The organism is Methylobacterium organophilum, assembly GCF_022179465.1.
Lineage (GTDB): Bacteria > Pseudomonadota > Alphaproteobacteria > Rhizobiales > Beijerinckiaceae > Methylobacterium > Methylobacterium organophilum.
In genome coordinates, this window is record NZ_BPQV01000002.1 from 25,471 (window position 1) to 49,789 (window position 24,319).

At 69.1% G+C, this 24,319-nt stretch carries 25 protein-coding genes; 10 read left to right on the top strand and 15 right to left on the bottom strand.

The genetic code is table 11. The features are described 5' to 3' along the window. Nucleotides 1–58: 58 nt before the first annotated feature. The 4 genes from MFF21_RS02760 to ubiE form a co-directional block, all read right to left on the bottom strand. A complete protein-coding gene (locus MFF21_RS02760) occupies nucleotides 59–337 on the bottom strand; it encodes a type II toxin-antitoxin system RelE/ParE family toxin (protein ID WP_238309681.1) in 279 nt (92 codons plus the stop codon). Further along, nucleotides 334–561 (bottom strand): hypothetical protein, encoded by a 228-nt coding sequence (locus MFF21_RS02765; RefSeq protein ID WP_238309682.1) that lies wholly within the window; start codon nucleotides 559–561, stop codon nucleotides 334–336. The genes MFF21_RS02760 and MFF21_RS02765 overlap by 4 nt, the downstream gene beginning before the upstream one ends. Before the next feature lie 128 nt (nucleotides 562–689). Further along, nucleotides 690–2,252 carry a 2-polyprenylphenol 6-hydroxylase gene (gene ubiB, locus MFF21_RS02770; RefSeq protein ID WP_238309683.1) on the bottom strand — a complete coding sequence of 521 codons (1,563 nt, stop codon included), beginning with the start codon at nucleotides 2,250–2,252 and terminating at the stop codon, nucleotides 690–692. A 25-nt stretch (nucleotides 2,253–2,277) separates the two neighbouring features. Further along, a complete protein-coding gene (gene ubiE / locus MFF21_RS02775; RefSeq protein WP_238309684.1) occupies nucleotides 2,278–3,063 on the bottom strand; it encodes a bifunctional demethylmenaquinone methyltransferase/2-methoxy-6-polyprenyl-1,4-benzoquinol methylase UbiE in 786 nt (261 codons plus the stop codon). 98 nt (nucleotides 3,064–3,161) lie between these two features. Between ubiE and mutM the strand changes: the two genes are divergently transcribed. Further along, nucleotides 3,162–4,058, top strand: a complete 897-nt coding sequence (gene mutM / locus MFF21_RS02780; protein WP_238309685.1) for a bifunctional DNA-formamidopyrimidine glycosylase/DNA-(apurinic or apyrimidinic site) lyase — start codon at nucleotides 3,162–3,164, stop codon at nucleotides 4,056–4,058. Between the two features lie 25 nt (nucleotides 4,059–4,083). Here mutM and MFF21_RS02785 read toward each other — a convergent pair whose 3' ends face one another. From MFF21_RS02785 to MFF21_RS02795, 3 genes are read right to left on the bottom strand one after another with little or no spacing between them, the layout of a single operon-like run. Further along, on the bottom strand, nucleotides 4,084–4,431 hold the full coding sequence (locus tag MFF21_RS02785) for a helix-turn-helix domain-containing protein (protein WP_238309686.1): 348 nt from the start codon (nucleotides 4,429–4,431) through the stop codon (nucleotides 4,084–4,086). Beyond that, nucleotides 4,431–4,724, bottom strand: coding sequence for a BrnT family toxin (locus MFF21_RS02790; protein WP_238309687.1), 294 nt, complete (start codon nucleotides 4,722–4,724; stop codon nucleotides 4,431–4,433). Before MFF21_RS02790 ends, MFF21_RS02785 begins: the two co-directional genes overlap by 1 nt. Before the next feature lie 41 nt (nucleotides 4,725–4,765). Continuing rightward, nucleotides 4,766–5,491 carry a glutathione S-transferase gene (locus tag MFF21_RS02795; protein ID WP_238309688.1) on the bottom strand — a complete coding sequence of 242 codons (726 nt, stop codon included), beginning with the start codon at nucleotides 5,489–5,491 and terminating at the stop codon, nucleotides 4,766–4,768. A gap of 185 nt (nucleotides 5,492–5,676) precedes the next feature. On the opposite strand from MFF21_RS02795, the gene MFF21_RS02800 reads away from it, so the two are divergent. Beyond that, complete coding sequence (locus tag MFF21_RS02800) at nucleotides 5,677–6,114, top strand: DUF3429 domain-containing protein (protein ID WP_238309689.1); 438 nt, start codon at nucleotides 5,677–5,679, stop codon at nucleotides 6,112–6,114. A gap of 25 nt (nucleotides 6,115–6,139) precedes the next feature. Then, nucleotides 6,140–7,297 carry an FAD-dependent oxidoreductase gene (locus MFF21_RS02805; RefSeq protein ID WP_238309690.1) on the top strand — a complete coding sequence of 386 codons (1,158 nt, stop codon included), beginning with the start codon at nucleotides 6,140–6,142 and terminating at the stop codon, nucleotides 7,295–7,297. 3 nt (nucleotides 7,298–7,300) lie between these two features. Here the strand turns inward: MFF21_RS02805 and pdeM are convergent, their stop codons facing one another. The 3 genes from pdeM to MFF21_RS02820 form a co-directional block, all read right to left on the bottom strand. Next, entirely contained in the window at nucleotides 7,301–8,014 is a 714-nt protein-coding gene (gene pdeM, locus MFF21_RS02810; protein WP_238310170.1) for a ligase-associated DNA damage response endonuclease PdeM, read from the bottom strand. 41 nt (nucleotides 8,015–8,055) lie between these two features. Further along, entirely contained in the window at nucleotides 8,056–10,560 is a 2,505-nt protein-coding gene (locus tag MFF21_RS02815; protein WP_238309691.1) for a ligase-associated DNA damage response DEXH box helicase, read from the bottom strand. A gap of 124 nt (nucleotides 10,561–10,684) precedes the next feature. Then, entirely contained in the window at nucleotides 10,685–11,635 is a 951-nt protein-coding gene (locus MFF21_RS02820) for an alpha/beta hydrolase (RefSeq protein WP_238309692.1), read from the bottom strand. A gap of 266 nt (nucleotides 11,636–11,901) precedes the next feature. Between MFF21_RS02820 and MFF21_RS02825 the strand changes: the two genes are divergently transcribed. Continuing rightward, a complete protein-coding gene (locus MFF21_RS02825) occupies nucleotides 11,902–12,252 on the top strand; it encodes a DUF6460 domain-containing protein (protein ID WP_238309693.1) in 351 nt (116 codons plus the stop codon). A gap of 77 nt (nucleotides 12,253–12,329) precedes the next feature. Here MFF21_RS02825 and MFF21_RS02830 read toward each other — a convergent pair whose 3' ends face one another. Both MFF21_RS02830 and otnI read right to left on the bottom strand, forming a co-directional pair. Next, nucleotides 12,330–12,497, bottom strand: a complete 168-nt coding sequence (locus MFF21_RS02830) for a hypothetical protein (protein ID WP_238309694.1) — start codon at nucleotides 12,495–12,497, stop codon at nucleotides 12,330–12,332. Between the two features lie 346 nt (nucleotides 12,498–12,843). Next, on the bottom strand, nucleotides 12,844–13,626 hold the full coding sequence (gene otnI, locus MFF21_RS02835; RefSeq protein ID WP_238309695.1) for a 2-oxo-tetronate isomerase: 783 nt from the start codon (nucleotides 13,624–13,626) through the stop codon (nucleotides 12,844–12,846). Between the two features lie 554 nt (nucleotides 13,627–14,180). Here otnI and MFF21_RS02840 point away from each other — a divergent pair. From MFF21_RS02840 to MFF21_RS02855, 4 genes are all read left to right on the top strand, one after another. Continuing rightward, complete coding sequence (locus MFF21_RS02840) at nucleotides 14,181–14,597, top strand: PilZ domain-containing protein (protein WP_238309696.1); 417 nt, start codon at nucleotides 14,181–14,183, stop codon at nucleotides 14,595–14,597. Nucleotides 14,598–15,071: 474 nt separating this feature from the next. Beyond that, the gene (locus MFF21_RS02845; RefSeq protein ID WP_238309697.1) at nucleotides 15,072–15,530 is read left to right on the top strand and encodes a phage regulatory CII family protein; all 459 of its coding nucleotides are present in this window, start codon (nucleotides 15,072–15,074) and stop codon (nucleotides 15,528–15,530) included. 353 nt (nucleotides 15,531–15,883) lie between these two features. Further along, on the top strand, nucleotides 15,884–17,614 hold the full coding sequence (gene ilvD / locus MFF21_RS02850; RefSeq protein WP_238309698.1) for a dihydroxy-acid dehydratase: 1,731 nt from the start codon (nucleotides 15,884–15,886) through the stop codon (nucleotides 17,612–17,614). Then, nucleotides 17,601–18,497, top strand: coding sequence for a tetratricopeptide repeat protein (locus MFF21_RS02855; protein WP_238309699.1), 897 nt, complete (start codon nucleotides 17,601–17,603; stop codon nucleotides 18,495–18,497). The genes ilvD and MFF21_RS02855 overlap by 14 nt, the downstream gene beginning before the upstream one ends. A 39-nt stretch (nucleotides 18,498–18,536) precedes the next feature. Here MFF21_RS02855 and MFF21_RS02860 read toward each other — a convergent pair whose 3' ends face one another. Next, nucleotides 18,537–18,722 carry a hypothetical protein gene (locus tag MFF21_RS02860; RefSeq protein ID WP_238309700.1) on the bottom strand — a complete coding sequence of 62 codons (186 nt, stop codon included), beginning with the start codon at nucleotides 18,720–18,722 and terminating at the stop codon, nucleotides 18,537–18,539. Between the two features lie 300 nt (nucleotides 18,723–19,022). Here MFF21_RS02860 and MFF21_RS02865 point away from each other — a divergent pair, with 300 nt between their 5' ends. Further along, a complete protein-coding gene (locus tag MFF21_RS02865) occupies nucleotides 19,023–20,705 on the top strand; it encodes an omptin family outer membrane protease (RefSeq protein WP_238309701.1) in 1,683 nt (560 codons plus the stop codon). A 61-nt stretch (nucleotides 20,706–20,766) separates the two neighbouring features. Here MFF21_RS02865 and MFF21_RS02870 read toward each other — a convergent pair whose 3' ends face one another. Continuing rightward, complete coding sequence (locus tag MFF21_RS02870; protein ID WP_238309702.1) at nucleotides 20,767–21,201, bottom strand: GlcG/HbpS family heme-binding protein; 435 nt, start codon at nucleotides 21,199–21,201, stop codon at nucleotides 20,767–20,769. Nucleotides 21,202–21,429: 228 nt separating this feature from the next. Here MFF21_RS02870 and MFF21_RS02875 point away from each other — a divergent pair, with 228 nt between their 5' ends. Further along, a complete protein-coding gene (locus MFF21_RS02875) occupies nucleotides 21,430–23,115 on the top strand; it encodes a methyl-accepting chemotaxis protein (RefSeq protein WP_238309703.1) in 1,686 nt (561 codons plus the stop codon). Nucleotides 23,116–23,273: 158 nt separating this feature from the next. On the opposite strand, the gene MFF21_RS02880 is transcribed toward MFF21_RS02875, so the two are convergent. Further along, nucleotides 23,274–24,248: an HpcH/HpaI aldolase/citrate lyase family protein gene (locus MFF21_RS02880; RefSeq protein WP_238309704.1), complete on the bottom strand. Its 975-nt coding sequence runs from the start codon at nucleotides 24,246–24,248 to the stop codon at nucleotides 23,274–23,276. Nucleotides 24,249–24,319 lie beyond the last annotated feature (71 nt).

The window sequence follows — 24,319 nt, forward strand, 5'->3', positions numbered from 1 at the left end:
CAGAACGGGGCTTTGCGGGCGCGGCGTCAAGGGGAGCGCGGTGCGGAGCGGGCCGTTCTCAGGGGCTGGGACGCCGGGCGGTGTGGCGGACCCCGAGAATGATGACCTCATCGGCCCCGAGGCTGTAGGTGATCGCGTAGGGATAGGGCGTGACGATCATGCGTCGGATGCCCCGCCGCGCCGTGGCATGTCCGGCGAAGGGATGATCCACCAACATCTGCATCGTGGCCTGGACGCGATCCTGCACCTTCCGCGCACCCGAGGGGTTATGCTGCGCGATGTAGATCAGCACCTTGTCGAGCTGCTGCGCGGCGGGACGGGTCAGCCTCAGTTTCACAGGCCATGCTTCGCCCAGATGGCCCGCACCTCTTCGTCGGTTGCGAAATCACCGCGCGCTGCAGCCGCCTCGGACTCGTCGAGTTCCGCCTCTTCCTCCGGCGTGAACCGGTAGGCCGCCCGGGCCTCGCCGGCCAGAGCGAGCATCACGCGTGCGATCTCGTCCTGCATGTCCGGGGAGAGTTCCCGCGCGGTCGCGACCGCCTTTTCGAGCAGGTCCGTCATGGCTCCCTCCACAGGGTGAGTCCGCACTCGGAGATCTTCCATTGTGCAACGGCCCACGCGCCTTGCAAGCGCCGCTGCGCGGAGCCGCTGACATCCCGGTCGGATCGGCGCGCCGCCCGACCCTCACCTCACCGGAACGCCATCACCAGCGCGCCCACCGCGATGGCCCAGAGGGCCACGGTCGACCAGATCGCCCGGCGGCGCTCCAGCTTGGCGATGCGCTCCATGGCCTTCACGTCGCGCGAGCCCTCCTCGTCGAGGCGGATCATGATGCGGCGCAGGCGCTGGGCGATGTCGGGGATGTCGGTGAGCACGTCCGAGAGGGTGAGGGCGGCCCGTCCCGCGCTTTCCAGCCGGCCGATCGGGCCCATGTTGCGGGCGATCCAGCTGCGCACCACCGGCTCGGCGCCGGTCCACATGTCGAGCTGCGGATCGAGGGAGCGGGCGACGCCCTCCACCACCACCATGGTCTTCTGCAGCATCACCAGCTCGGTGCGCGTGCTCATGTCGAAGAGCGCGGTCACGTCGAAGAGCAGGGTGAGCACCTTGGCCATCGAGATCTCGTCGGCCCGGCGCTGGTGGATCGGCTCGCCGATGGCGCGGATGGCCTGGGCGAAATCCTCCACGGAATGGTGGCGGGGCACGTAGCCCGCCTCGAAATGCACCTGGGCCACCCGCTTGTAGTCGCGCAGGATGAAGCCGAGCAGGATCTCGGCCAGGAAGCGCCGCTCGTTCAGCCCGAGCCGGCCCATGATGCCGAAATCCACCGCGACGAGGCGGCCTTCCTTGTCCGCGAACAGGTTCCCGGGATGCATGTCGGCGTGGAAGAAGCCGTCCCGGATCGCCTGGCGCAGGAAGGACTGGATCACCGTGCGCCCCAGCGCCCGCACGTCGAGGCCGGAGGCGAGCAGGGTCTCCCGGTCGTTGAGGCGGATGCCGTCGATCCACTCGCTGGTGAGCACGTCCCGCGCCGTGCGCTCCCATTCGGGCCGCGGCACGCGGAAATCGGTGTCCTCCTTGGTGTTCTCGGCGAGCTCGGACATGGCCGCGGCTTCGAGCCGGAAATCCATCTCCATCATCACCGAGCGGGCGAGGATCTCGACCACCTCCCGCGGGCGCAGGCGCTCGGCATCCGGCAGCAGGGCGTGGACGATGCGCGCCATGAAGCGCATCGCCTGCAATTCCCGCTGGAACTGCACGCGGATGCCCGGACGCATCACCTTCACGGCGACGTTGCGCAGGGTCCCGTCTGCGTCGAGGATCTGCGCCTTGTGCACCTGGGCGATGGAGGCCGCCGCCACCGGCAGGCTGAACTCCACGAAGCTCTCGCGGAGCGGGCGGCCGAGATCGCGTTCGACCACCCGCACCGCCTCCTCCTGCGGGAAGGGCGGCACCCGGTCCTGCAGGCGCTCCAGGTCGCGCGCCGCGGCCATGCCGACGATGTCGGGTCGTGTTGCCAGGAACTGGCCGAACTTGACGTAGGACGGGCCGAGCCGGGTCATGGCCCGCTCCAGGGGGCTCGCCCCCGGCTGGTCGCCGACGCCCTTGCGCTCCAGCGAGCGGCCGACCTTCAGCGCCAGGCGCAGATGCGGCGGCAGCGAGCCGGGATCGATCAGCGCGAGCCCGCCCTCGCGCGCGAGCACGAAGCCGACATGCACCCCCCGGGCGAGGTGAAACAGCCCGCCTAGCAAAACCGCCCCCGCATGCACGCCACGATCAGGCGACCTTCCAGCCGGAATGGATGGCGACGATGCCGCCGGAGAGCACCCGGTGCGTCACGCGGGAAAAACCCGCCTCCTCGATCATGCCCGCGAAGGTGAGCGGCGAGGGGAACTTGCGGATCGATTCCACGAGGTACTGGTAGGATTCGCGGTCGCCCGCGACCTTCGCGCCGATGCGCGGGATCACGTGGAAGGAATAGGCGTCGTAGATCTTCTCCAGAACGGGCACGTCGACGCGGGAGAATTCGAGGCAGAGGAAGCGGCCGCCGGGCTTGAGCACGCGATAGGCCTCGGCCAGGGCCACCGGGATGCGCGGCACGTTCCGGATGCCGAAGGCGATGGTGTAGCCGTCATAGGTGTCGGCCGGCAGCGGCAGGGCCTCCGCATTGCCGGTAACGAATGCGATCCGCTCGCCGTAGCGGTCCGCCGCCCGTTCGGCGCCGACGCGGAGCATGGCCTCGTTGATGTCGAGCACCGTCACCCGTGTCTGCGGGCCGCCGGCTTCGAGGGTGCGGAAGGCGATGTCGCCCGTGCCCCCGGCCACGTCGAGATGGCGGAAGGGCGCGCTCCTGGACGGGCGCAGCATGGAGATGAGGTGCGACTTCCAGGCCCGGTGCAGGCCGCCGGACATCAGGTCGTTCATAAGGTCGTAGCGCTTGGCGACCGAGCGGAACACGTCGTCCACGCGCCCCTGCTTCTCGGAGAGGCGCACCGTCTCGAAGCCGAAATCGGCGGTGTCCTCGGAGATGTTACCGGCGGCGGTCCCGTCTCTGCGCGTCATCGACCCATCCTGATTGTCCGGGCCTCATAGCGAATGCGGCGCCCCGCCGCCATCGGTGCCGCGTGCACGCGGCGACGCGGGCGGCTATATCCACCACCATGCCCGAATTGCCTGAAGTCGAGACCGTGCGCCGGGGCCTGAGCCCGGCCCTGGTCGGCGCCCGTTTCGCCCGCGTCACCCTCAACCGGCCGGACCTGCGCTTCCCCTTTCCGAAGAACTTTTCCCGGCGCCTCGAAGGCCGCACGGTGCTGGAGCTCGGCAGGCGGGCGAAATACCTCACCGCCGCCCTCGATTCCGGCGAGACGCTGATCATGCATCTCGGCATGAGCGGCCGCTTCGACGTGCGGCTGCCGGACGGGGTCACCCTCTCGCCGGGCGACTTCTACCTCGAGGGCGCCCTCGGCAACGCCAAGCACGACCACGTGGTGATGGCGATGGGGAGCGGGGCCACCATCACCTACAACGATGTGCGCCGCTTCGGCTTCATGGACCTCGTGCCGAGCGCGACGCTCCAGGCCAGCAAGCATTTCGCGGCCATGGGCATCGAGCCCCTGAGCGAGGCGCTCGACGGCGCGGCCATCGCCCGGCTGTTCCGCCACCGCATCACGCCGCTGAAGGCCGCCCTGCTCGACCAACGGCTGATCGCGGGCCTCGGCAACATCTATGTCTGCGAGGCCCTGCACCGCGCCGGCCTGCATCCGAGCCTGCCCGCGGGGGCCCTCGCCAAGCCCGACGGCACCCCGACGCCCAAGGCGAAGCGGCTCGCCAAGGAGATCAAGGCGGTCCTGACCGAGGCGGTGGCGGCGGGCGGCTCGACGCTGCGCGACTACGCCCAGCCGGACGGCGCCCGCGGCGCCTTCCAGCACGGCTTCCGCGTCTACGACAGCGTCGGCCACGCCTGCACGGCGAAGGGCTGCACCGGGCGGATCGCCCGGATGGTCCAGAGCGGGCGCTCGACGTTCTATTGCGAGGTGTGCCAGGTGCTGCCGGGTTGAGCCCCAGCATGGCTGGTCTGTCCTCTCAGACGGTCGCTTCGGGCACGCGCCGCTGCGGCTCCTCTTGAGAGAGCAGCCGGAAGGCGTGGCTCGGATCGGCGGCGATCAACCCGAGCAGCGTGCGTGCGGCCGGATCCGGCAGCTTCCGGTTCTGCTCCCAGTTGCGGATCGTACCGACCGGGATACGAAGCAGGGCGGCGAAGGCCTCCTGGGTGAGCCCAAGCATGCGGCGCACTTCCTGTGACGGCGGAACGATGAGTCGACCGTCCTCCGCCTCATCCGGATCGTCCCCGTCCTCAATGGCGTGCCGGCGGATTTCCTCTTCCGTCGTGGCGGCAATCCGCGCCCGATCAATGTCGGGCTGCTGCCGCATCAGTTCCGCGAGAGAGCGTTTCGCCATTGTCGGCACTCCTTCTCATAGGCTCTGCGAGCGGAGATGATCCAATAGACAATCTCACCACTTGCATTCCGGCGCTCGGTGAACACGACGACGTAAGGAAATCCGTCGATCTCGCCGAGAGCCTGCAGGCGCACCTCTCCGTAATCTCGGCGGCCGTCGATCCTGATCCAGATGTCACCGCCGAAGATCCGTGCGGCGTAATCGAAGCCGAAGCCGCGCCTTCGACGACACGCCTCACTTTTCTCGTCGTGCCAGTCGAAGATCACCCTGGCATTCTACGCCTAAGGCGTAGAATGCGCAAAGCGGTTCAGCCATCCAACTCCGGATACCGCCGGAAAATCCCCTGTTCGTTGAAGGGGATCCGCCGGTCGCTGGCGAGATAGGCTTCGATCCGCGGCAGGTGGGCGACGGAGGCGGCGAGCGCGGTTACGAGGGGAGTGTCGTCGAGGGCGCCGGCGCTCGCCTTGGGGAAGGCGTAGCGCAGGCCCTCGACGAGCTGGAACAGGGAGAGGTCGGCGTAGCTCACCCGGTCGCCGACGAGATGGTCGGGGCCGGCGGGATTGCGCATCAGGACGCGCTCGAACCAGTGCAGGTATTTCGGGATGCGGTTCCGGCGGAATTCCTCGGCCTTGCGCAGGGCCTCGGTCTTCTGGTCCTTGTAATAGAGGCTGTTGCCCACCGGATGATGGGTGTCGTGGGTCTCGGCGACGATGTCGGCGAGGGTGAGCTGGATCTGGTGGGTCCAGATCCTGTCTTGCTCACCATCCCCGACGAGGCCGAGGCGGGGGCCGAGATAGAGCAGGATCGCCGCCGTCTGGCCGACGACGACATCGCCGTCCTTGAGATAGGGCGGGGCGAAGGGCGGCCGCAGGGGCTCGTCCTGGAGGCCGTTCATCAGGGCGTCGGGGCCGCCGCCCTCGTCCTCGGGCAGGCGGGCGACGTCGACATACTCGGCTCCGGCCTGCTCCAGGGCCAGCCGCACGAACTTGCCCCGCCCCTGGATCGTCGGCCAGTAGTGAAGCTCGTAGGCCATGGCGGCGCTCCTCTCGGTTCCCGGTCTCAACGCGGCCACCGCGTCCCCGTGTTCCAGCCCCCGGGCCGGACGGCATGCTGCGACGCAGCGGACACCGGTAGACCCTGGAATCGCGGCGGGATCGCCGTATAGGATCGTCCCTGCGGTTGCCCGATCCTCGTGCGGCCTGGACACCGGGAGAGGGCATGCGCCGCCTGAGCACGCCGCCCATGAGCGCGATGGTCCTCGGGGTGGCCGGTCTCATCCCCTTTCTCGGCTTCGCGGCGCTCGCGGTCAGCGGTTACGACGGCGGCTTCGGCACGCTCGGCCTGTCGCCGCGGACCATCCTCTCGGCCTATGGCGCGGTGATCGCCTCCTTCCTCGGCGGCATCCGCTGGGGCGCGGCGGCGGCCGGTGGCGCCGCGGGCGCGGACTACCTCATCGCGATCGTGCCCTCGGTCTTCGCCTGGGCGGCCCTGGCCGCGCCGGCGCCGTGGGACCTGCGCATCCTTGGCGCGTTGGTCCTGCTGTGGGGCTTCGTCGACCAGGACCTGTCCCGGCGCGGCCTTGCCCCGCACTGGCTAAGCCGGATGCGGCTGATCCTGTCGGGGGTCGCGGGGCTGGCGCTCCTGGTCGCCGCCTGAGGGCACGGATAAGGAGGAGGTGAGGATGGCCGTTCCCGAGAGAACCGACATCCTCATCTGCGGCGCCGGCCCCTCGGGCCTGGCGCTCGCCGTCGCCCTCGCCCATCGCGGCATCCCGTTCCTGCTCTGCGACCGCCTCGCGGAGGGGCAGAACACCTCCCGCGCCGCCGTCGTCCATGCCCGCACCCTGGAGCGGCTGGAGATGCTCGGCGTCGCCGAGACCCTGGTGGCACAGGGCAATCCGGTGCCCGTCTTCACCATGCGGGAGCGGGACGAGGTGCTCCTGCGCCTCGATTTCTCCGGCCTGCCGACCGCCTATCCCTATGCCCTGATCCTGCCGCAGAACCGGACCGAGGCCGCCCTGCGCCAGCGGCTCCGGGAGCTCGGCGGGGCGATCCACTGGCGGCACGCCGTCGAGAGCGTGGCGGTGAAATGGGAGGGGGCGGAGGTCGTCCTGCGGGACGAGGCGGAGACCCTCGCCACCGTCTCGGCCCGCTTCGTCGTGGCCGCGGACGGTTTCCACAGCACCGTGCGGGAGGCGGCGGGCATCCCGTTCCGCACGGGGACCTATGCCCAGTCCTTCGTCCTGGCGGATGTCCGGGGGCCGTGGCCCCTCGGCGCCCAGGAGGTGCAGCTCTTCCTCGGCGAACGGGGCCTGATGGTCGCGGCGCCCTTCGCGGCGGACCATCTGCGCCTCGTCGCCACCTGCGACGAGGCCGAGCCGCATCCGCCGCTCGACCTGTTCCGCGCGATCCTGGCGGAGCGGGGGCCGGCCGGGGCGCGGCTCGACGCGCTGGTCTGGTCCTCGCGCTTCCGCGTCCATCACGGGGTGGCCGCGCGCTACCGGGCGGGGCCGCTCTTCCTCGTGGGGGACGCCGCCCATGTCCACAGCCCGGCGGGCGGTCAGGGCATGAACACCGGCATCCAGGATGCCATCCGCCTCGGCGCTCTTCTCGCCGACGTGCTGCGGGACGGGGCCGACCCGGCCAGCCTCGACCGCTACGAGGCGGAGCGCCGGCCGGTGGCGGAGGGCGTCGTCGCGATGACCGACCGGATGACCCGCCTCGCCGCCCTGCGCGGGGGCCTGCCCCGCGCCGCCCGCAACCTCCTTTTGCGCGGCGTGGGCCGACTCCCGGCCCTGCGCCGGGTCATCGCAACGCGTATCGCCGAACTCGACGTGTGAGGCTCAATCCCGGCCGAGCATGGCCCGGCCGATCGCGAAGACGCGGCCATCGCCAAGGAGATGGGCGGTGAAGCCCTTCGGGAAGAGCGACTCGAAGGCGGCCCCGCGGACATTCAGGCCGCCGGCATAGGCGCCGAAGGCCGGCATCACGAGGCGATGGCCGTCCTCGACGAAGCAGCGGCGGCGCACGCTGCGCCCGCGCATCGAGACCTTGCCGCAGGGATGCAGATGGCCGGCGACCTCGCCCGCCTCCGCCCCGACGAGCGGCTCGTGGCGCAGGGTCAGGCCGCCGAGGGCGAGCGTATCGGCGAAGCGCCCGCCGATGCCGTCGCTCACCCCCGCATCGTGGTTGCCGGCGATCCAGAGCCAGTCGCGCCCCTCCTGGAGGGCCGCGATCAGGGCGCGGTCGCCCGTCTCCAGGCGCTCCGGGCCGCCGGCATCGTGGAAGGAATCCCCGAGCGCCACGACGAGGGCCGGATCGAAGCGCTGGATCACCTCGTGCAGGCAGGCCAGCGTCTCGCGGGTGTCGTAGGGCGGCAGGAACTGGCCGGAGCGGGCGGCGAAGGCCGAGCCCTTTTCCAGGTGCAGATCCGACACCACGAGCGCCCGGTGCGCCTCTAGCCAGAGGGCGCCGGTGCGGTCGAGGGTCAGGGTCTCCCCGGCGAGCGGCAGGCCCGGGGTCTTCGTCAGTCGTTCAAGTCTCTGGCCGAGCGCCAAGATCGCATCCTCTTCGTTCGTGTCCGGATGCGAATCCCCGCTCACGCCAGAGCCTCTTCGAGAAGCTCGGCTTCGGCCTCGGCCAGGATCGCGTCGGCGCCCTCGCCATAGACCTTCTCCCGCCCGATCTCGAGCATGACGGAGACGGAGAGCGGCGAGACGCGATCCAGCGCCCGGTAGGTGATTCGCCCCTGGATGCGCCTCAGCATCATGCCGAGGCGCCTCACGTCGAGGAGTCCGGTTGCCGCATCCTGCCGCGCGGCCCGCAGGAGCAGGTGGTCGGGCTGGTGCTTGCGCAGCACGTCGTAGATCAGGTCGGTGGAGATCGTGACCTGGCGGCCGGTCTTCTTCTGGCCGGGGAAGCGCCGCTCGATCAGCCCGGCGATGACGGCGCATTGGCGGAAGGTCCGCTTCATCATCGCGGATTCGTCGAGCCAGGCTTCCAGATCGTCGCCGAGCATGTCCTCGGCGAAGAGCGCGTCGAGGAAGCCGGGATCGATGGCGATGCGCTCGGCCACGTCCCGGTTGAGCCAGATCGCGATCCCGTAATCGTTGGCGGCGAAGCCCAGGGGCTGCAGGCGGGCGCGCTCCAGGCGGCGCGTCAGGAGCATGCCGAGCGTCTGGTGGGCGAGGCGGCCCTCGAAGGGGAAGGCGGTGAGGTAGCGCAGCTTGCCCCGGGGAAAGCTCTCGACCAGCAGGTCCTGGGCGCCGGGCAGCACCGAGCGCTTGCGCTGCTGTACGAGGTAATCGGTGATCTGCCTGGGCAGCTTGTCCCACTCGAACGGGTCGGCGATCAGCGCCCGCACCCGCGCGGCGAGGAAGGTCGAGAGCGGGAACTTGGCGCCGGCATAGGACGGGATTGCCGGGTCGGTGCCGGGGCCGGCCCGCGTGACGAGGCATTCGTCCTCGGACAATCCCTCGAAGCGCAGCACCTCGCCGGCGAACAGGAAGGTGTCGCCCGCCGTCAGGGTCTCGGCGAAACCCTCCTCGATCTCGCCGAGGATGCGGCCGCCCCGGGGGATCAACGTGCCCGGCTTGCCGCGGAGTGCCCGGGTGAGGCGCACCTTCACCGAGGTCGCCTCGATGATCGTGCCGATATTCATCCGGTATTGCTGGGCGGTGCGGGCGTCGCGCACCCGGTAGCGGCCATCGGCGCCCTTCAGGATCTTGGCGAAGCGCTCATAGGCCCGGAGCGCGTAGCCGCCGGTGGCGACGTAATCGACCACCGCCTCGAAATGCTCCCAGGGCAGCCCCGCATAGGGCGCGGCGGAGACGATCTCGTCGTAGAGCGCGACCGGGTCGAAGGCGTCGGCGCAGGCCATGCCGAGGACATGCTGGGCGAGAACATCCAAGGCGCCGATGCGGGCATCGGGCGTGTCCTGTGCCGCGGCCTCGACCAGGTCGAGGGCGGCCTGGCATTCCAGCATCTCGAAGCGGTTGCCGGGCACGAGATAGGCCTTGGAGGGCTCGTCCATGCGGTGATTGGCCCGGCCGATCCGCTGCATGATCCGGCTCGCGCCCTTGGGCGCGCCCACGTTGATCACGAGATCGACGTCGCCCCAGTCGATGCCGAGATCGAGGGTCGCGGTGCAGACGATGGCGCGCAGCTGGCCCGCGGCCATGGCCGTCTCGACCCGCCTGCGCTGGCCCACGTCGAGGGAGCCGTGATGCAGGGCGATGGGCAGGGTGTCGTCGTTGAGCCGCCACAGCTCCTGGAAGGTGTACTCCGCCTGGAGCCGCGTGTTGACGAAGACGAGCACGGTGCGGTGCTGGCGGATCAGGTCGTAGATCGCCGGCATGGATTGCCAGGCGGTGTGCCCGGACAGGGGCAGGGTCAGGCCGGTCTCGAGCAGGCGCAGGTCCGGCGCGGCGCCGCCCTGGACGACCACGAGCTCGGCCTTGCGCTCCTCGCCGAGCACTTGCCCGACGAGGTATTTCCGCAACTCGTCCGGCTCGCGCACGGTGGCCGAGAGGCCGATCGCGCACGCTTCGGGGGCGAGGCGCCGCAGGCGGGCGAGGTCGAGGGAGAGCAGGTCGCCGCGCTTCGAGGTGACGAGGGCGTGCAACTCGTCGAGCACGATATGCTTCAGGTCTGCGAACAGCTCCGAAGCCTCGCGATGGGCGACGAGCAGGGCGAGCTGTTCCGGCGTGGTCAGCAGGATGTCCGGCGGCCGGCTGACCTGGCGGGTGCGCTTGTGGGCCGGGGTGTCGCCGGTACGCGTCTCGACCCGGATCGGCAGGCCCATCTCGGCGATGGGCATTTCGAGGTTGCGGGCGATGTCGACCGCCAGCGCCTTCAGGGGCGAGACGTAGAGGGTATGGAGCCGCGCCCGGTCGCGCTCCGGCCCGGTCGCGGGCCGGCCGGCGAGGTCGACGAGGCTCGGCAGGAAGCCGGCCAGCGTCTTGCCGGCGCCGGTCGGGGCGACCAGCAGGGCGGAGCGGCCCCCTTCGACCGTGGCGAGCAGGTCGAGCTGGTGCGGCCACGGGCGCCAGCCGCGGCCGGCGAACCAGCGCTCGAACACGGGCGGAAGCGGGGAGGGGGCCAAGCGGATCCGGGCGGAGGGCGGGGCGGAAGCCGGCGGGAAGTCCGGCTCCGAAGACGCCTTTATCGCCATCGGCCGCGGGGAGGGAAAGCGGCCGGGCGCTCGTGTCGCAGGCCGCTGCCCGTGCTCAGGAGAGGGCGAGCAGGAAGCGGTCGATCAGCTCCAGGGCCTGTTCGGAGAGCTTGCTCGGATAGCGGATGAAGACGTGGCAGCCGCCGGGATAGATCGCGGTGTGGCCGCCATTGCCCGCCGCCGCCCAGCGGGCGGACATGTAGAGCGTGTCGTCGAGGAGCGGATCGGCGGTGCCGACGGTGAACAGGGCCGGGGGCAGGCCCTTCAGGTCGGCATAGATCGGCGACACGTCCGGCAGGCGCCGGTCGACGTCCCCGGCGCAGAAGCCCTCGGCGAAGGTCTGCAGGTCGCGGGTGTTGATGACGAGGCGCTCCTCGCCCCAGTTGCGCACGCTCGGCGTCAGACCGAGGTCGTAGAAGCCGGCATTCAGGTTGGCGCCCCGGAAGGCATGGGGCAGCCCGTGATGGTCGCGCAGGCGCAGGAGCGTCATCACCGCGAGATGCGCCCCCACGGATTCGCCGCCGATGGTGAGCGCCCGCACGCCGAGCTCGGCCTTGCCCGGCCCAGCGAGCCAGAGGGCGGCGGCCTCGCAATCCTCCAAAGCGGCCGGATAGGGATGCTCGGGGGCGAGACGGTATTCCACCGAGAGGCAGACGAAGCCGCAGGAATCGGCGATGCGCTCCAGCCAGGGATCCTGCTCGTCGGCCGAGCCCCAGACCCAGCCGCCGCGATGGATGTGCAGATAGGCGCCGCGGACCTTGCCCTTGGGCCGGATGACCCGCAGCGGCAGCGGCCCGGCGGGGCCGTCGATGGTCAGGATCTCGGCCCGGGCGCTGCGGGGCATGGCGGGCGAGGCCTTGGTGCCGCGGCGGCGGCGCTCGCGCACCTCCGCGATCGGCAGCGACCAGGGATCGCCCTGCGCGGCATGGGCGGCCACGATCTCGGCATTGAGCGCCTTGGTCTCGGGATCGATCGTCGCCGGGTCGAAGAGGGCGTGGTCGATCATGGCCTTTCCCGATTTCCCAGAAGATCCGCGCGGGGCGAGGAGATATGATGGGCAATGTGAGCCCGTTCCCGGGCGATGCCATCGCTCGGGCCCGCGGGACACCGCCCAACGCATGAAAGAGGGTGGGGTTTCCCCGATCTGTGTCCCATCGGCAACGGATCGACCGGGCCGGACACGCCGCTTGCGCGCGCCTCAAGGACGCCTCACCTCTCGCTCAGGGTCGTCGGCACGACCTTGGACGGCGTCAGGAGCGAGGCGGTGACGGCATGATCGGCGACCACGATTCGCGGCAGCGCGGCGCGCCCCTTCCTGGCGGCCCCTATGTCGGGGACCCGCGCTCTCACCGCGCCCCGTCCTCGGCGCTGCGCCGGTTCCTCGGCGGCTCGCCCGCTTCGGTGCTGGTGAAGCTCGTCTTCCTGTCGGTGCTGGTCGGCGCGGTGATGGCGATGCTCGGCCTCACCCCGGGCCTGCTGTTCTGGCACGCCTACGACGCCACCCGCGCCCTGATCGAGCTCGGGCTCGACACCTTCCACGATTTCGGCCGCTGGATCCTGGCCGGCGCGGCGGTGGTGGTGCCGCTCTGGCTGATCTCGCGCTTCTTCGCCATGGGGCGGTAAGGAAGGCTCCGATGCGAGAACGGCGCGAATCCCGCCGGATCCGCGCCGTTCTCGAAATCAGGCGAGGCCGTGCCCGTTCAGGCGCGGGCCGGCAGCGCCGTCTCGGCGAGGCGCTTGCCGCGGGCGATGCTGGCCTCGTAGCGCTCCGCCTGCAGCCGGGTGAGGCCGCTGACCAGCGCGAGGGGGCCGCGATAGACCGTGTAGGTACCGTCCTGCGTCGGTTTCACGCGAATGAGCTCTGACATGGATCCGCTCCCTGCCCCAGAGTTGTCGTTGACGCGTCACGAATGAGGCGATGTTAATCGGACGTTCATACCTCGCAAGAGGGGGGTGCGCGTCAAACGTCGCTGCAATGCGGCGAGAATGGGGGAGGCTTGGCCGGTCATCCGCCTCCCGGCAAAGGCGCCGGATCCGCCTGCGACGGAAAATCCGCAGATTGTTCAAGCATGGTCCTTGCTGCGGGAAACTACGCAGCCCACCGGAGCTAGCTCGAAGGGGCTGCCTCAAGGGTGTGTGCGATGCAGTGGATGGAGCCGTGAAAAACTTCGGCCGCCCGCAAACGGCGCTTCCCGCGGGAGGAGCGGCCTCGAATCAGGGGGTGCGCCGGCGATAGGGTGCGAACCAGCCGAGGCCTTCCTCGGTTCGCCCGGCGGGAACGTATTCGCAGCCGATGAAGCCGGAATAGCCGAGGCGGTCGATTTCCGCGAACAGGAAGCCTTCGGCGAGTTCGCCGGAGCCGGGCTCGTGCCGCTCCGGAGCCGAGGCGACCTGGATGTGACCGATCAGCGGCATGTACCGGCGCAGACGCTCCGTCACGTCCCCGTGCAGGATCTGGCAGTGGAACAGGTCGAACTGCAGCCGCAGGTTCGGGAGGGCGAGCTCCTCGATCAGGGCGGCCGCGGCATCCACGTCGCTCAGGAAATAGCCCGGCATGCTGCGCCGGTTGATCGGCTCGATCATCAGGTCGAGGCCCTCGGGCGCGAGGAAGCGGGCGGCTTCGCGCAAGGCGTCCCGGTAGGCCCCCAGGGCCTCCGGATCCGCCGGATCGGCCAGACCCGCCATCAGGTGGAGACGCCGGGCCCCGGTGGCGCGGGCATAGGCGAGCCCGGTGCGCAGGCTCTCGCGGAAGGCGGCGCGGCGGCCGGGCAGAGCGGCGAGGCCGCGCTCCCCGGCTTCCCAATCCCCCGGCGGCAGGTTGAACAGGGCGAGCGTCAGACTGTTCTCGGCGAGCCGCGCGGCGATGGCCTCCGGCGGGTGCGCGTAGGGAAACAGGAACTCCACCGCCTCGAAGCCGGCGCGCGCGGCTGCGGCGAAACGGTCGAGGAACGGCACCTCCTGAAACATCAGCGTCAGGTTGGCGGCGAAGCGTGGCACGGGGGCTCCTCACGGTCGCGGGAACGGGCCCGCTTGCCTCGCAGGGCTCATACGCGTTCCGCGGAAGCGCGTCCCCTGCCGCGCGGCTGTTCCGGATCGAGACGAGGCGCGGTCATGGGACCGACGATGGGCCGGAGATGCACCGAAGGTCGTGCGTCCGTGTTCCGGCTCATGGCGATTGACGGATGTGATATGATGCGGCGGGTGCTTGCCTTCCGATCGGTGAATTGCACAATAGTGCCAAGTTTTGCGGCCAGAATGATGAAAAATTTTATCGGAAAAATCTGAAAATTTCTTTGGTGATTGGCAGAAAAATGCTCAATGCATGCTTCCTGCCGGAAGATGTCCCCATCATTTCAAATGTAAGATTGAAATTGCACGTTCAAATTGTGTTGCCTGACGAGGTTTTTTGGCCGGATCTGGAATGAAAATTCTCTTCCGCCCTCCGTGGAGGATTGTGTTGTGTTTCGAAAAAATGTTTTCGCAATTCAACCGAATCGAAAGGCTTCCAGGGCAGAGTGCGCGACGTCGCGATGGAACCGAGCGCCTTGGGTGTGAAGGACGATAACAGCCAGCTGCTGCTCGACGGCGCCCCGCAAGCCGGGGCCGCCGCCAATGGGCATGTTCAGCGCCGCGAATCGCGTTCTCCGACGAACTGGATCGGCATGATCCGTCTCCTCGACGGCAGCGAGATCCCCTGCACCGTCAAGGATGTCTCCCCCTCCGGGGCCTGCCTCGGCGTGCCCGCTTCCGTGAGCCTGCCCGAGACCTTCATGCTGAAGGTGGTCGGCCGGGATTTCGTCTGCCTCGTCCGCCTCGCCTGGAGGCGGTCCAACCTGGCCGGTGTGCGGATCGAACGGATCGGCAAGCTCGCGTCGAAGACCGCGGCCTCCTCCGCGCAGGTCGAGGTCGCTGCGGACGACTACAAGTCCGTCGGTACGCGGCACCGAAGCTTCTCCTCTTCCTACTGAGATCCCGCGGGAGCGCGCCGGCTCTTCCGGCGGCGATCGACGGACACGGCCTTCGCCGCGCGGCGGGAGGCTCCGCAGCCGCATGCCCGGGTTTCGGGCCGAGCCGCCGCGTTCCGATGCGTCGCGGGCCGCCCGTCGCGGCCTGTGCAAATGCGTGCGTAGAACGCCGAAAGCAATCGCGGATCTGTTTGCGAACCCGTACTGTCGATCCCGGGGCGGGTTTGCGTTTCCGCCAGCGGGCGGAAGGACGAAGGGTGCGGGGATGCTCACACGTTCATGGACATGATCGAGCGCGGAAAATCTCCGCGCTTCGTCTCAATTGAAGCAATCAATTCTCGTCATAAACGATAAGGCCATGGCGCGAATGACAATCGAGACCGTGTCCTATTCCTGGCATTTTTCAATTATGCCGCGATCTTGCACAAATCTTCCCCCGGGGATCATTCGCCGGGGTGCCGGTGGATCATTCGCCCGATGAGCAGCCGCGGCGAAGAATTCGCGCAGCTCGCGCACCGCATCCTGGTCACGGAGGGGATCTACTCGCTTCACGACACCGCCCGCCGCCTGGGCTGGGACTACCACGTGCTTCATGCCCGGGTGAGCAACCGCGTGGTGTTCAGCGCCGACGAGATCTGCCGCCTGATCAGCGTGGTGCCCGATCCGCGGCTCGTCAGCTGTCTCCTGCGCGGCACCCGCTTCGTCGCCGCCGAGCGGGTCGAGCCGGATCCGGTCACCCAGGCGAGCCGGGAGGCGATCTACCGGGCCTCCCACCGGATGATCATCGAGGCGGCCGACGTGATCGAGGCCATCGACGACGCCCTGCAGGACGGCCATATCGACCATCGCGAGGCGATCACCGTCCGCCGGGAGATCGAGTCGGCGGAACGGGCGCTCGCCTCCCTCGGCGAGCACATCCGGCAGATCACGCCCTGACGGGCGCAGGCGCCGACCTCCTCGGAGGCCGGATGAATCCTTGTCAGATCAACGACCGCACCGCACCATGCGAGATCGGCGCGAGACCTTTTCCCATGCCCCTGCGGCAGAGTCGTCGCGGGCCGTAAGCTAAGCTGTGGCGGGGTCGCAACACCGCGAAACCTTCCCGACTTTGCCTTGAGCTGTGCCCGTCCACGCCGCGATCCCGCCATAAACCGGGACCACCTCGATACACGCGGCAAAGAGCAGTCTTCCCAACGCTTTACGACTTGGATCCGAAGCGTTCCAGCCTGCCGGGTCGGAACAGCGAGGACCCTCGTGCGCCTCAAGCGGACGGGTCGGGTGAGAGTCAGATGGACGCGCGTTTGAACGACAAGTCGAAACTGCCGAGCCGTCACGTCACGGAGGGGCCCGACCGGGCGCCGCACCGCTCCTACCTCTATGCCATGGGGCTGACCCGCGAGCAGATCCACCAGCCGCTGGTCGGCGTGGCCTCCTGCTGGAACGAGGCCGCCCCCTGCAACATCTCGCTGATGCGTCAGGCGCAGGCGGTGAAGAAGGGCGTCGCCGCCGCCCACGGCACGCCCCGGGAATTCTGCACCATCACCGTCACCGACGGCATCGCCATGGGCCATGCCGGCATGCGCGCGTCGCTGCCCTCCCGCGAGGTCATCGCCGATTCCGTCGAGCTGACCATGCGCGGCCATGCCTACGATGCCCTGGTGGGGCTCGCCGGCTGCGATAAGTCGCTGCCCGGCATGATGATGGCGATGGTGCGGCTCAACGTGCCCTCGATCTTCATCTATGGCGGCTCGATCCTGCCCGGCTCCTTCCGCGGCAAGCCCGTGACCGTACAGGACCTGTTCGAGGCCGTCGGCAAGGTCGCGGTCGGCGACATGAGCCTCGAGGATCTCGACGAGCTGGAGCAGGTCGCCTGCCCCTCGGCCGGCGCCTGCGGCGCGCAGTTCACCGCCAACACCATGGCGACCGTCTCCGAGGCGATCGGCCTGGCTCTGCCCTATTCGGCCGGCGCCCCGGCGCCCTACGAGATCCGCGACAAGTTCTGCGCCGCGGCCGGCGAGAAGGTGATGGAGCTGATCGCCAAGAACATCCGCCCCCGCGACATCGTCACCCGCAAGGCCCTGGAGAACGCGGCGGCGACGGTGGCGGCCTCGGGCGGCTCGACCAACGCCGCCCTGCACCTGCCGGCCATCGCCCATGAATGCGGCATCGAGTTCACGCTGTTCGACGTCGCCGAGATTTTTCGGCGCACGCCTTACATCGCCGACCTGAAGCCGGGCGGGCGCTACGTCGCCAAGGACATGTTCGAGGTCGGCGGCATCCCGCTGCTGATGAAGACGCTGCTCGACAACGGCTTCCTGCACGGCGACTGCCTCACCGTGACCGGCCGCACCATCGCCGAGAACCTCGAGAAGGTGGCCTGGAACCCGGACCAGGACGTGGTGCGCCCCGCCAACGCGCCGATCACCCAGACCGGGGGCGTCGTCGGCCTCAAGGGCAATCTCGCCCCGGAAGGCGCCATCGTGAAGGTCGCCGGGATGCCGGCCGAGAAACAGGTCTTCACCGGTCCGGCCCGCGTCTTCGACGGGGAGGAGGCCTGCTTCGAGGCGGTGCAGAAGCGCACCTACAAGGAAGGCGAGGTTCTGGTCATCCGCTACGAGGGTCCGAAGGGTGGCCCCGGCATGCGCGAGATGCTTTCGACCACCGCCGCCCTGTACGGGCAGGGCATGGGCGACAAGGTGGCGCTCATCACCGATGGGCGCTTCTCCGGCGCGACCCGCGGCTTCTGCGTCGGCCATGTCGGGCCGGAGGCGGCGGTCGGCGGTCCGATCGGCCTGCTCCGCGACGGCGACGTGATCACCCTCGACGCGATCAAGGGCAGCCTCGACGTGGCCCTTTCCGATGCGGAACTCGCCAAGCGCCGCGCCGAATGGACGCCGCGGAGCAACACCGCGACTTCCGGCTATCTCTGGAAATACGCGCAGACCGTGGGACCCGCGGTCAACGGTGCGGTCACTCATCCGGGCGGCGCCCAGGAGACGCAGACCTATGCGGACATCTAGGACTGACTCTTGCCGGCTTCGGCCGGCCGGGGCCGATCCCGGTCGTCCCCGCCTCGCCGCGGCCCTGCTCGCCGCGCTGCTGGTATTCCCCGCCGGCCTGACCCTACTGACGCCCGAACCGGCGCCCGCTCTCGACGCTTCCGCGCGCACTCCGGTGCCGGAGAAGGGCTACCGCTCGGCCAAGGACGCCCTGCGCACGGGCGTGCGGGAATACAATGCCGGCGACAAGGAAGGCGCCGTGCGCGCCCTCGAATACGCCGCCGGCCAGGGCCACACCCTGGCCCTGTGGAAGCTCGGCCGGATGTATGCGGACGGCGACGGCGTTCCCCACGACGACCTGAAGGCCTTCGAGTACTTCTCGCGCATCGCCGACGACAACACCGACGACCCGCCGGAGGCGGCGAACTCGGCGGTGGTGGCGAGCGCCTTCACGGCGCTGGGCTCTTACTTCCTCGACGGGATCAAGGGCACCTATGTGCGTTCGAACCCCGAGCGGGCCTACGACATGTTCAACTACGCGGCCTCGTATTTCGGGGATCCCAACGCGCAGTACAGCCTCGGCCGGCTCTATCTCGACGGCACCGGCGTCGAGCAGGATGCCCGGCAGGCGGCGCGCTGGTTCAACCTCGCGGCGGAGAAGGGCAACCGCCCGGCCCAGGCGCTCCTCGGCGACCTTCTCGTCAACGGGGTCGGGGTGGCGCGCCAGCCAGTGAAGGGCCTCACTTGGCTCACCGTGGCGCGGGCCGGCGTGCAGGGCGCCAAGGACAGCTGGATCGTCGACCTCTACGACAAGGCCTGGTCCAGCGCGAGCGAGGCGGACAGGGCCGAAGCGCTGGCCCAGGCCCAGACGCTGCCCACGGGCTCGACCCGGCGCCGGCGCTGAGAACAAGCCCCTCCCCGGATCGGGGAGGGGTTTCGTCTTTCAGGAGGCCCGCGCGACGGCGGGCTTCGCCTTAAGCGCGGCGGCCAGCGCCTTGAGCTGGCGGTCGAGATCCGCGAGCTCGTTGAGGGCGATGGTCTTGTGGCCAGCCTTCACCGCGCGCTCGATATCGCTGACCTGCGAGGAGGCCATGCGCTTCAGCTCCGCGGCGAGTTGATCCCTGGTCATCGGCGCTCCTTTCTGAACCGGGATGGCGTGAGGCCCGTGATAGGCCCTCATGCTTAACCGGGGGTTTTCCCGGCCCTGCCGCGCCGGTGCGGGATCGTTCGCTCTCCGCCGAGCGCCCTTCCACCGGCACCGCTTTCGACGTGGAGCCGCGCGGTGCCATGAGGTGCGTCCGCGCCTGCAAAAGGGCGCGTGTTGCATCCGGGACATAGGCCGGAGGCACCACTCAGAAGTAACATATGTAAATCTTTCTGGGGGGCTTCCGTGCGCGTTTCTCTTGCCGCAGTCACGCTTGTCGGTCTCATGGGGAGTGCGTTTGCGGCCGATCTGCCGCCGCCGAGCTCCGCGGCGCCCTACAGCTTCGCCGGGGTCTATAGCGGTCTTTTCGCCGGCTACGGCTCCCTGGACAATGCGGCGCGTCCGATGTGTTCGAAGCCTGCCGATCCCGAGGCCCTGAACTGCTTGATCCTCCCGGCCCATAAGCTCCGTGTCGAGGATTTCACCGCCGGCAGCGAGATCGGCTACAATCTCCCGCTCACGCCAGGGAGCGGCGTCGTGATCGGCGCGGCGGCGGATTACCAGTTCACGCGGCTGCGCGGGTACGGCACGCTGCAGGGCTATTTTACGATACCCGACACGGGTGAGACGAGGACCGTCATCCACCATGCCGGGCAGCGTCTCGACTTCCTGGGAACCCTGCGCGGCAAGATCGGCTACGCCTTCGACCGGTTCTTCGTCTACGGCACCGGCGGCCTCGCCTATGGCAATGTCCGGATCGACACGAACACGGCGTTCCCGCTGACGCCGTCCTTCTCGGTGGATTTCGAAGGCCGCAAGGGTGAGCTCCGGACCGGCTACGTCGCCGGTGGCGGCATCGAATACGCCTTCAGCCAGCGTCTGTCGGCCAAGGTCGAGGGCCTCTACTACGATCTCGGCGCACGCAGCCTGCCCGCTGACCAGATCTTCGGCCAAAGTCCGTATCGCTACGGCGCGAGGGTCGAAACCAGTGGCTATCTCGCCCGTGCCGGCCTGAACTACCGCTTCGGCGACGGCCTGCCGCTCCTCGACCTCGTCCGCGCGGTCTCGGATCCCGCGCCCTCTGTCCCGATGTCCCCGGCGACATGGACGTTCGAGGCCGGCCTGCGCTATTTCTACAGTTCAGGCCTGTTTCGCGACACGCTCGGCGCTCCCGGCAACGGCGCGCAGACCAATTCCCGGCTGACTTACCAGCGTCTCGGGGCGCATTCGAGCGAGAGTTTCGCCCGTCTCGACCACACGCCGACCGGGCTGTTTCTGAAGGGCTTCCTCGGGGCGGGATTCATCGATTCCGGTCGGCTCTTCGACGAGGATTTCCCGCCGGCGACAAAACCCTATTCGAAGACGGCGCACAAGATCCGCAACGGCGATATCGGTTACGCGGCGGTCGATGCCGGCCTCAACTTGCTCCGCGGAGAGAGTTACAAGCTCGGCGGCTATCTCGGCTACCAGTACTTCGCGCAGCTAGCGAACGGCTTCGGTTGCAACCAGGTCGCCAGCGGCGAATTCTGCGCCGAGGACAGGGGCATTCCCGATTCCGTCAGCGGGCTGAGCGTGGACGCGCATTGGAACGCGTTCCGGGTCGGCCTGATCGGGGAGATGCGCCTCGACCGTGTCAAGTTCGTCCTCGAAGGCGCCTATCTCCCGGTCGTCGCGATAGAGGCCTACGATCGGCATTGGCAGCGATCCGACATCAACCCCATGGCGATGGTCGGCTCGGGGGACGGTTACTTCCTGCAGGGCGTGATCAGCTATGATCTGACCCCCTCGGTCGCGGTCGGTATCGGCGCCCGCTACTGGAAGATGCAGGCCGACCGTGGCCACTCGCAGTTCCCGTTCCCCAACACGCCACCGAGCCCGGTGCGCTTCGAGACGGATCGCTACGGCGGCTTCGCCCAGATCTCCTACACGCTCTCCGATCTCGGCTTCGGCGATCTCGCTGCGCGCTAGGTTCAGGGAGGGGGGCTGCCCCGGTCGAGCCGGGGCAGCCTTGAAGGAACGACGAGGGCGCTCAGGTGCGCCAGGGATGCTCTGGCAGCTCCGTGCGGCCGATGGCGCTGGCGCCAGCCTCGGCGACGGCGTGGTCGTTCTCCACCGTGGAGCCGCTGACGCCGATGGCGCCGGACATCTCGCCGTCCTCGTCGACGATCGGAATGCCGCCCGGGAAGGTGATGAGTCCGTCATTCGAGTGCTCGATCCCGTAGAGGGAGCCGCCCGGCTGCGAAAGCTGGCCGATCTGACCCGTCTTCATGCCGAAGAACACCGCGGTCTTGGCCTTCTTCTGGGCGATGTCGATGGAGCCGACCCAGGCCCCGTCCATCCGGTAGAACGCCTTCAGATTGCCGCCCGAATCCACGATGGCGATGCACATCTGCGTGCCGAGTTCGGCCGCCTTCTCCCGGGCCGCGCGGATGGCGGTCTCGGCGTGCTCGATGGTCACATGCATGATGCTGGCTCCTTGGACCTGGCCCGGTTGAGGCCGGACCCCTGAAATGGTTCTCGGCTGGGTTTCAGCAACGCTTGGCTGTCACGCGCTTGTGCCTGATCACACGAAGGTTCTCCTGGGCGGTGCAAGGCAACAGGCAAGGGCAAGTCGCGGAATTTTTGGAAAGTTAACGTCCATATCGGAGGTCTGATCGTCCAACGCCTCGCGCAAGCCTTTCGGAAGATCTGGATGCCCCGCACCTTCTCCGTCGGATTCAAACTCGGCCTCTGCTTCGCCCTGCTGTTCCTGCTCGTCGCCGTCCAGGGCGGCACGTCGCTCCATGGCCTCGACACTCTCAACGCGGCCGCGCGCGACCTGCGCGACACGCGCCTCCCGGCGACCCAGACCCTCGGCAAGATCCAGGTCCTGGTGCTACGCCAGCGTGTCAACGGGGGCCGGCTCATCACCGCGGATACCCCGGCCCTGCGCCATGAGGTGGCGGGTGTGATCGAGAAGCGTGCCCGCGAGATGGCCGCGCTGCAGGAGGCCTTCCTCGCGCAGCCGCACACGGAGGAGGCCGCGCGCCTCTACGAGGCCTTCGAGGGCCAGTGGCGGCGCTACACCGCCCTCCAGGCGGAAGCGATCGCCCGGGCCGAGGCGGGGGACCTCGCCGGCGCCCAGCACCTCTACAACACCACCATGTCGACCGGGATCAGCGCCGTGCTCGCCGAGCTTCAGAAGCTGATCGACCTCAACGATCAGATGGCCAAGGCGAGCGGCGAGCATGCGGCGAGCGCGTACGACACCGCGCATCTCGCGACGCTGGCCATGGTCGGCCTCGCCATGCTGGTGGCGGCCGGTGCGGCTCTCTTCGTCAACCGCAGCGTCACCCGCCCGGTCAAGCAGATCACCGCGACCATGGACCGCCTCGCCTCCGGCGACGCGGACGTCGTCGTCCCCGCCACCGGACGTGGCGACGAGATCGGCGCCATGGCCGGGGCGGTCGGCGTGTTCAAGGACAACCTGATCCGCTCGCGGGCCCTGGAGCGGGAGACCGAGCTCGCCCGCCAGAGCGCCGAGGAGCAGCGCAAGCGCACTATGCACGAGATGGCCGACGGCTTCGAGCGGGCGGTGGGCAGCATCGTGGCCAGCGTGACCGCCGCAGCTACGCAGATGCAGGCGACCGCCCAGAGCATGGCCGGCACCGCGACGGAGACGGCCTCGCAATCGACGGTGGTCGCTGCGGCCGCGCAGACCGCTTCGAGCAACGTCACCACGGTGGCCGCCGCGGCCGAGCAGCTCGGCGCCTCGGTGCAGGAGATCGGGCGGCAGGTCGACGGCTCCACGGGCCTCGCCCAGGCCGCGGTCGGCGAGGCGGAGAGCACCGGCACCTTGGTGCGGGACCTCAGCCAGGCCGCCGGCCGGATCGGCGACGTGGTAGAGATGATCTCGCAGATTGCCGGCCAGACCAACCTTCTGGCGCTGAACGCCACCATCGAGGCCGCCCGCGCGGGCGAGGCCGGCCGCGGCTTCTCGGTGGTCGCGGCGGAGGTGAAGGAGCTCGCCAGCCAGACCGCGGCGGCGACCAAGGAGATCGCCAGCCAGATCGCGCAGATCCAGGGTTCGACCGATCAGGCGGTCTCGGCGATCGCGGCGATCTCGGGACGCATCCGCGAGCTCAGCCACGCGGCGGGCTCGATCGCCGCCGCCGTGGAGGAGCAGGGCGTGGCGACGCAGGAGATCGTGCGCAACGTCGCCGAGGCCGCGGCCGGCACGGCGGAGGTGACGGGCAATGTCGGCGGGCTGGCCAGCGCCGCCGAGGAGACCGGCGCCGCCGCCGCCCAGGTGCTCAGCGCCGCCTCCGAACTGTCGCAGCAATCGGAGCATCTCAGCGCCGAGGTGGACCGCTTCCTGGCGACGGTGCGGGCGGCGTAGGGCGGTCCCGCAGGGACGGAACGCGCGGGTCCGAAACGAAACGGCCGCCCCGGATCGCTCCGGAGCGGCCGCTTGTCGTCTACGATCGAGTCAGCCGAGCGCGGACCTTTCGATCGCTTGGCCTGCGATCGCTTGGTCCTCGATTACTTGGCCTGCGATCACTTGGCGCTCATCGCGTCGGCCTTCTGGATCAGGGCCTCGGCCATGCGGATCGAGGCGATGTCGATCAGGCGGCCGTCCAGCGAGACGGCGCCGCGGCCGGCCTTGGCGGCCTCTTCCATGGCCTCGAGGATGCGGCGGGCCTTCTTCACCTCGGCTTCGGAGGGGGTGAAGACCTCGTTGGCGAGTTCGATCTGCGAGGGGTGGATCGCCCACTTGCCCTCGAAGCCGAGGGCGGCGCAGCGCTTGGCCGCCGAGCGGTAGCCGTCCGGATCCGAGAAGTCGCCGAAGGGGCCGTCGATCGGCCGCAGGCCGTAGGCGCGGCAGGCGACCAGCATGCGGTTCTGGGCGAACAGCCACGGGTCCTGCCAGTGGGTCTGGCGGTTGCCGGCCTCGTCCTTGTCGGTGAGCACCGAGAAGTCGGGATTCACGCCGCCGATCACGGTGGAGCGGGCGCGGGTGGAGGCGGCGTAGTCGGCCACGCCGAAGGACATCGCCTCGAGGCGCTTGGAGGACTGGGCGATCGCCTCGACATTGGCCATGCCCAGGGCGGTCTCGATCAGCACCTCGAAGCCGATCTTCTTCTCGCGCTTCTTGGCCTGCTCGATCTGGGTGACGAGCACGTCGATCGCGTAGACGTCCTGCGGCACGCCGACCTTGGGGATGAGGATCATGTCGAGGCGCGGGCAGGCCTCAACGATGTCGACCACGTCGCGGTACATGTAGTGGGTGTCGAGACCGTTGATGCGGATCATCATGGTCTTGTTGCCCCAATCCAGGTCGTTGAGCGCCTGGATGATGTTCGTGCGGGCCTTCTCCTTGTCGTCGGGGGCGACGGCGTCCTCGAGGTCGAGGAAGATCACGTCGGCCGCGGACGAGGCCGACTTCTCCATGAAGGTCGGGTTGGAGCCCGGGACCGCCAGCTCGGACCGGTGCAGGCGCGGCTCGGCCTGCTGGATCAGGGTGAAGCTCATGTGTTCTTTCCTCCTCTAAACCGTGAAGGCGGCTGCCGGGCCGCTCGGCCCGAATGGCGCCCACTGTCTCC

What these genes read in the sequence shown, in the direction of transcription:
- MFF21_RS02765 (WP_238309682.1), bottom strand. Translation starts at nt 561, where the DNA reads ATGACGGACCTGCTCGAAAAGGCGGTCGCGACCGCGCGGGAACTCTCC.
- ubiE (WP_238309684.1), bottom strand. Translation starts at nt 3,063, where the DNA reads ATGACGCGCAGAGACGGGACCGCCGCCGGTAACATCTCCGAGGACACC.
- mutM (WP_238309685.1), top strand. Translation starts at nt 3,162, where the DNA reads ATGCCCGAATTGCCTGAAGTCGAGACCGTGCGCCGGGGCCTGAGCCCG.
- MFF21_RS02785 (WP_238309686.1), bottom strand. Translation starts at nt 4,431, where the DNA reads ATGCGGCAGCAGCCCGACATTGATCGGGCGCGGATTGCCGCCACGACG.
- MFF21_RS02795 (WP_238309688.1), bottom strand. Translation starts at nt 5,491, where the DNA reads ATGGCCTACGAGCTTCACTACTGGCCGACGATCCAGGGGCGGGGCAAG.
- MFF21_RS02800 (WP_238309689.1), top strand. Translation starts at nt 5,677, where the DNA reads ATGCGCCGCCTGAGCACGCCGCCCATGAGCGCGATGGTCCTCGGGGTG.
- MFF21_RS02805 (WP_238309690.1), top strand. Translation starts at nt 6,140, where the DNA reads ATGGCCGTTCCCGAGAGAACCGACATCCTCATCTGCGGCGCCGGCCCC.
- MFF21_RS02820 (WP_238309692.1), bottom strand. Translation starts at nt 11,635, where the DNA reads ATGATCGACCACGCCCTCTTCGACCCGGCGACGATCGATCCCGAGACC.
- MFF21_RS02825 (WP_238309693.1), top strand. Translation starts at nt 11,902, where the DNA reads ATGATCGGCGACCACGATTCGCGGCAGCGCGGCGCGCCCCTTCCTGGC.
- MFF21_RS02830 (WP_238309694.1), bottom strand. Translation starts at nt 12,497, where the DNA reads ATGTCAGAGCTCATTCGCGTGAAACCGACGCAGGACGGTACCTACACG.
- MFF21_RS02845 (WP_238309697.1), top strand. Translation starts at nt 15,072, where the DNA reads ATGAGCAGCCGCGGCGAAGAATTCGCGCAGCTCGCGCACCGCATCCTG.
- ilvD (WP_238309698.1), top strand. Translation starts at nt 15,884, where the DNA reads ATGGACGCGCGTTTGAACGACAAGTCGAAACTGCCGAGCCGTCACGTC.
- MFF21_RS02855 (WP_238309699.1), top strand. Translation starts at nt 17,601, where the DNA reads ATGCGGACATCTAGGACTGACTCTTGCCGGCTTCGGCCGGCCGGGGCC.
- MFF21_RS02860 (WP_238309700.1), bottom strand. Translation starts at nt 18,722, where the DNA reads ATGACCAGGGATCAACTCGCCGCGGAGCTGAAGCGCATGGCCTCCTCG.
- MFF21_RS02865 (WP_238309701.1), top strand. Translation starts at nt 19,023, where the DNA reads ATGGGGAGTGCGTTTGCGGCCGATCTGCCGCCGCCGAGCTCCGCGGCG.
- MFF21_RS02870 (WP_238309702.1), bottom strand. Translation starts at nt 21,201, where the DNA reads ATGCATGTGACCATCGAGCACGCCGAGACCGCCATCCGCGCGGCCCGG.
- MFF21_RS02875 (WP_238309703.1), top strand. Translation starts at nt 21,430, where the DNA reads ATGCCCCGCACCTTCTCCGTCGGATTCAAACTCGGCCTCTGCTTCGCC.
- MFF21_RS02880 (WP_238309704.1), bottom strand. Translation starts at nt 24,248, where the DNA reads ATGAGCTTCACCCTGATCCAGCAGGCCGAGCCGCGCCTGCACCGGTCC.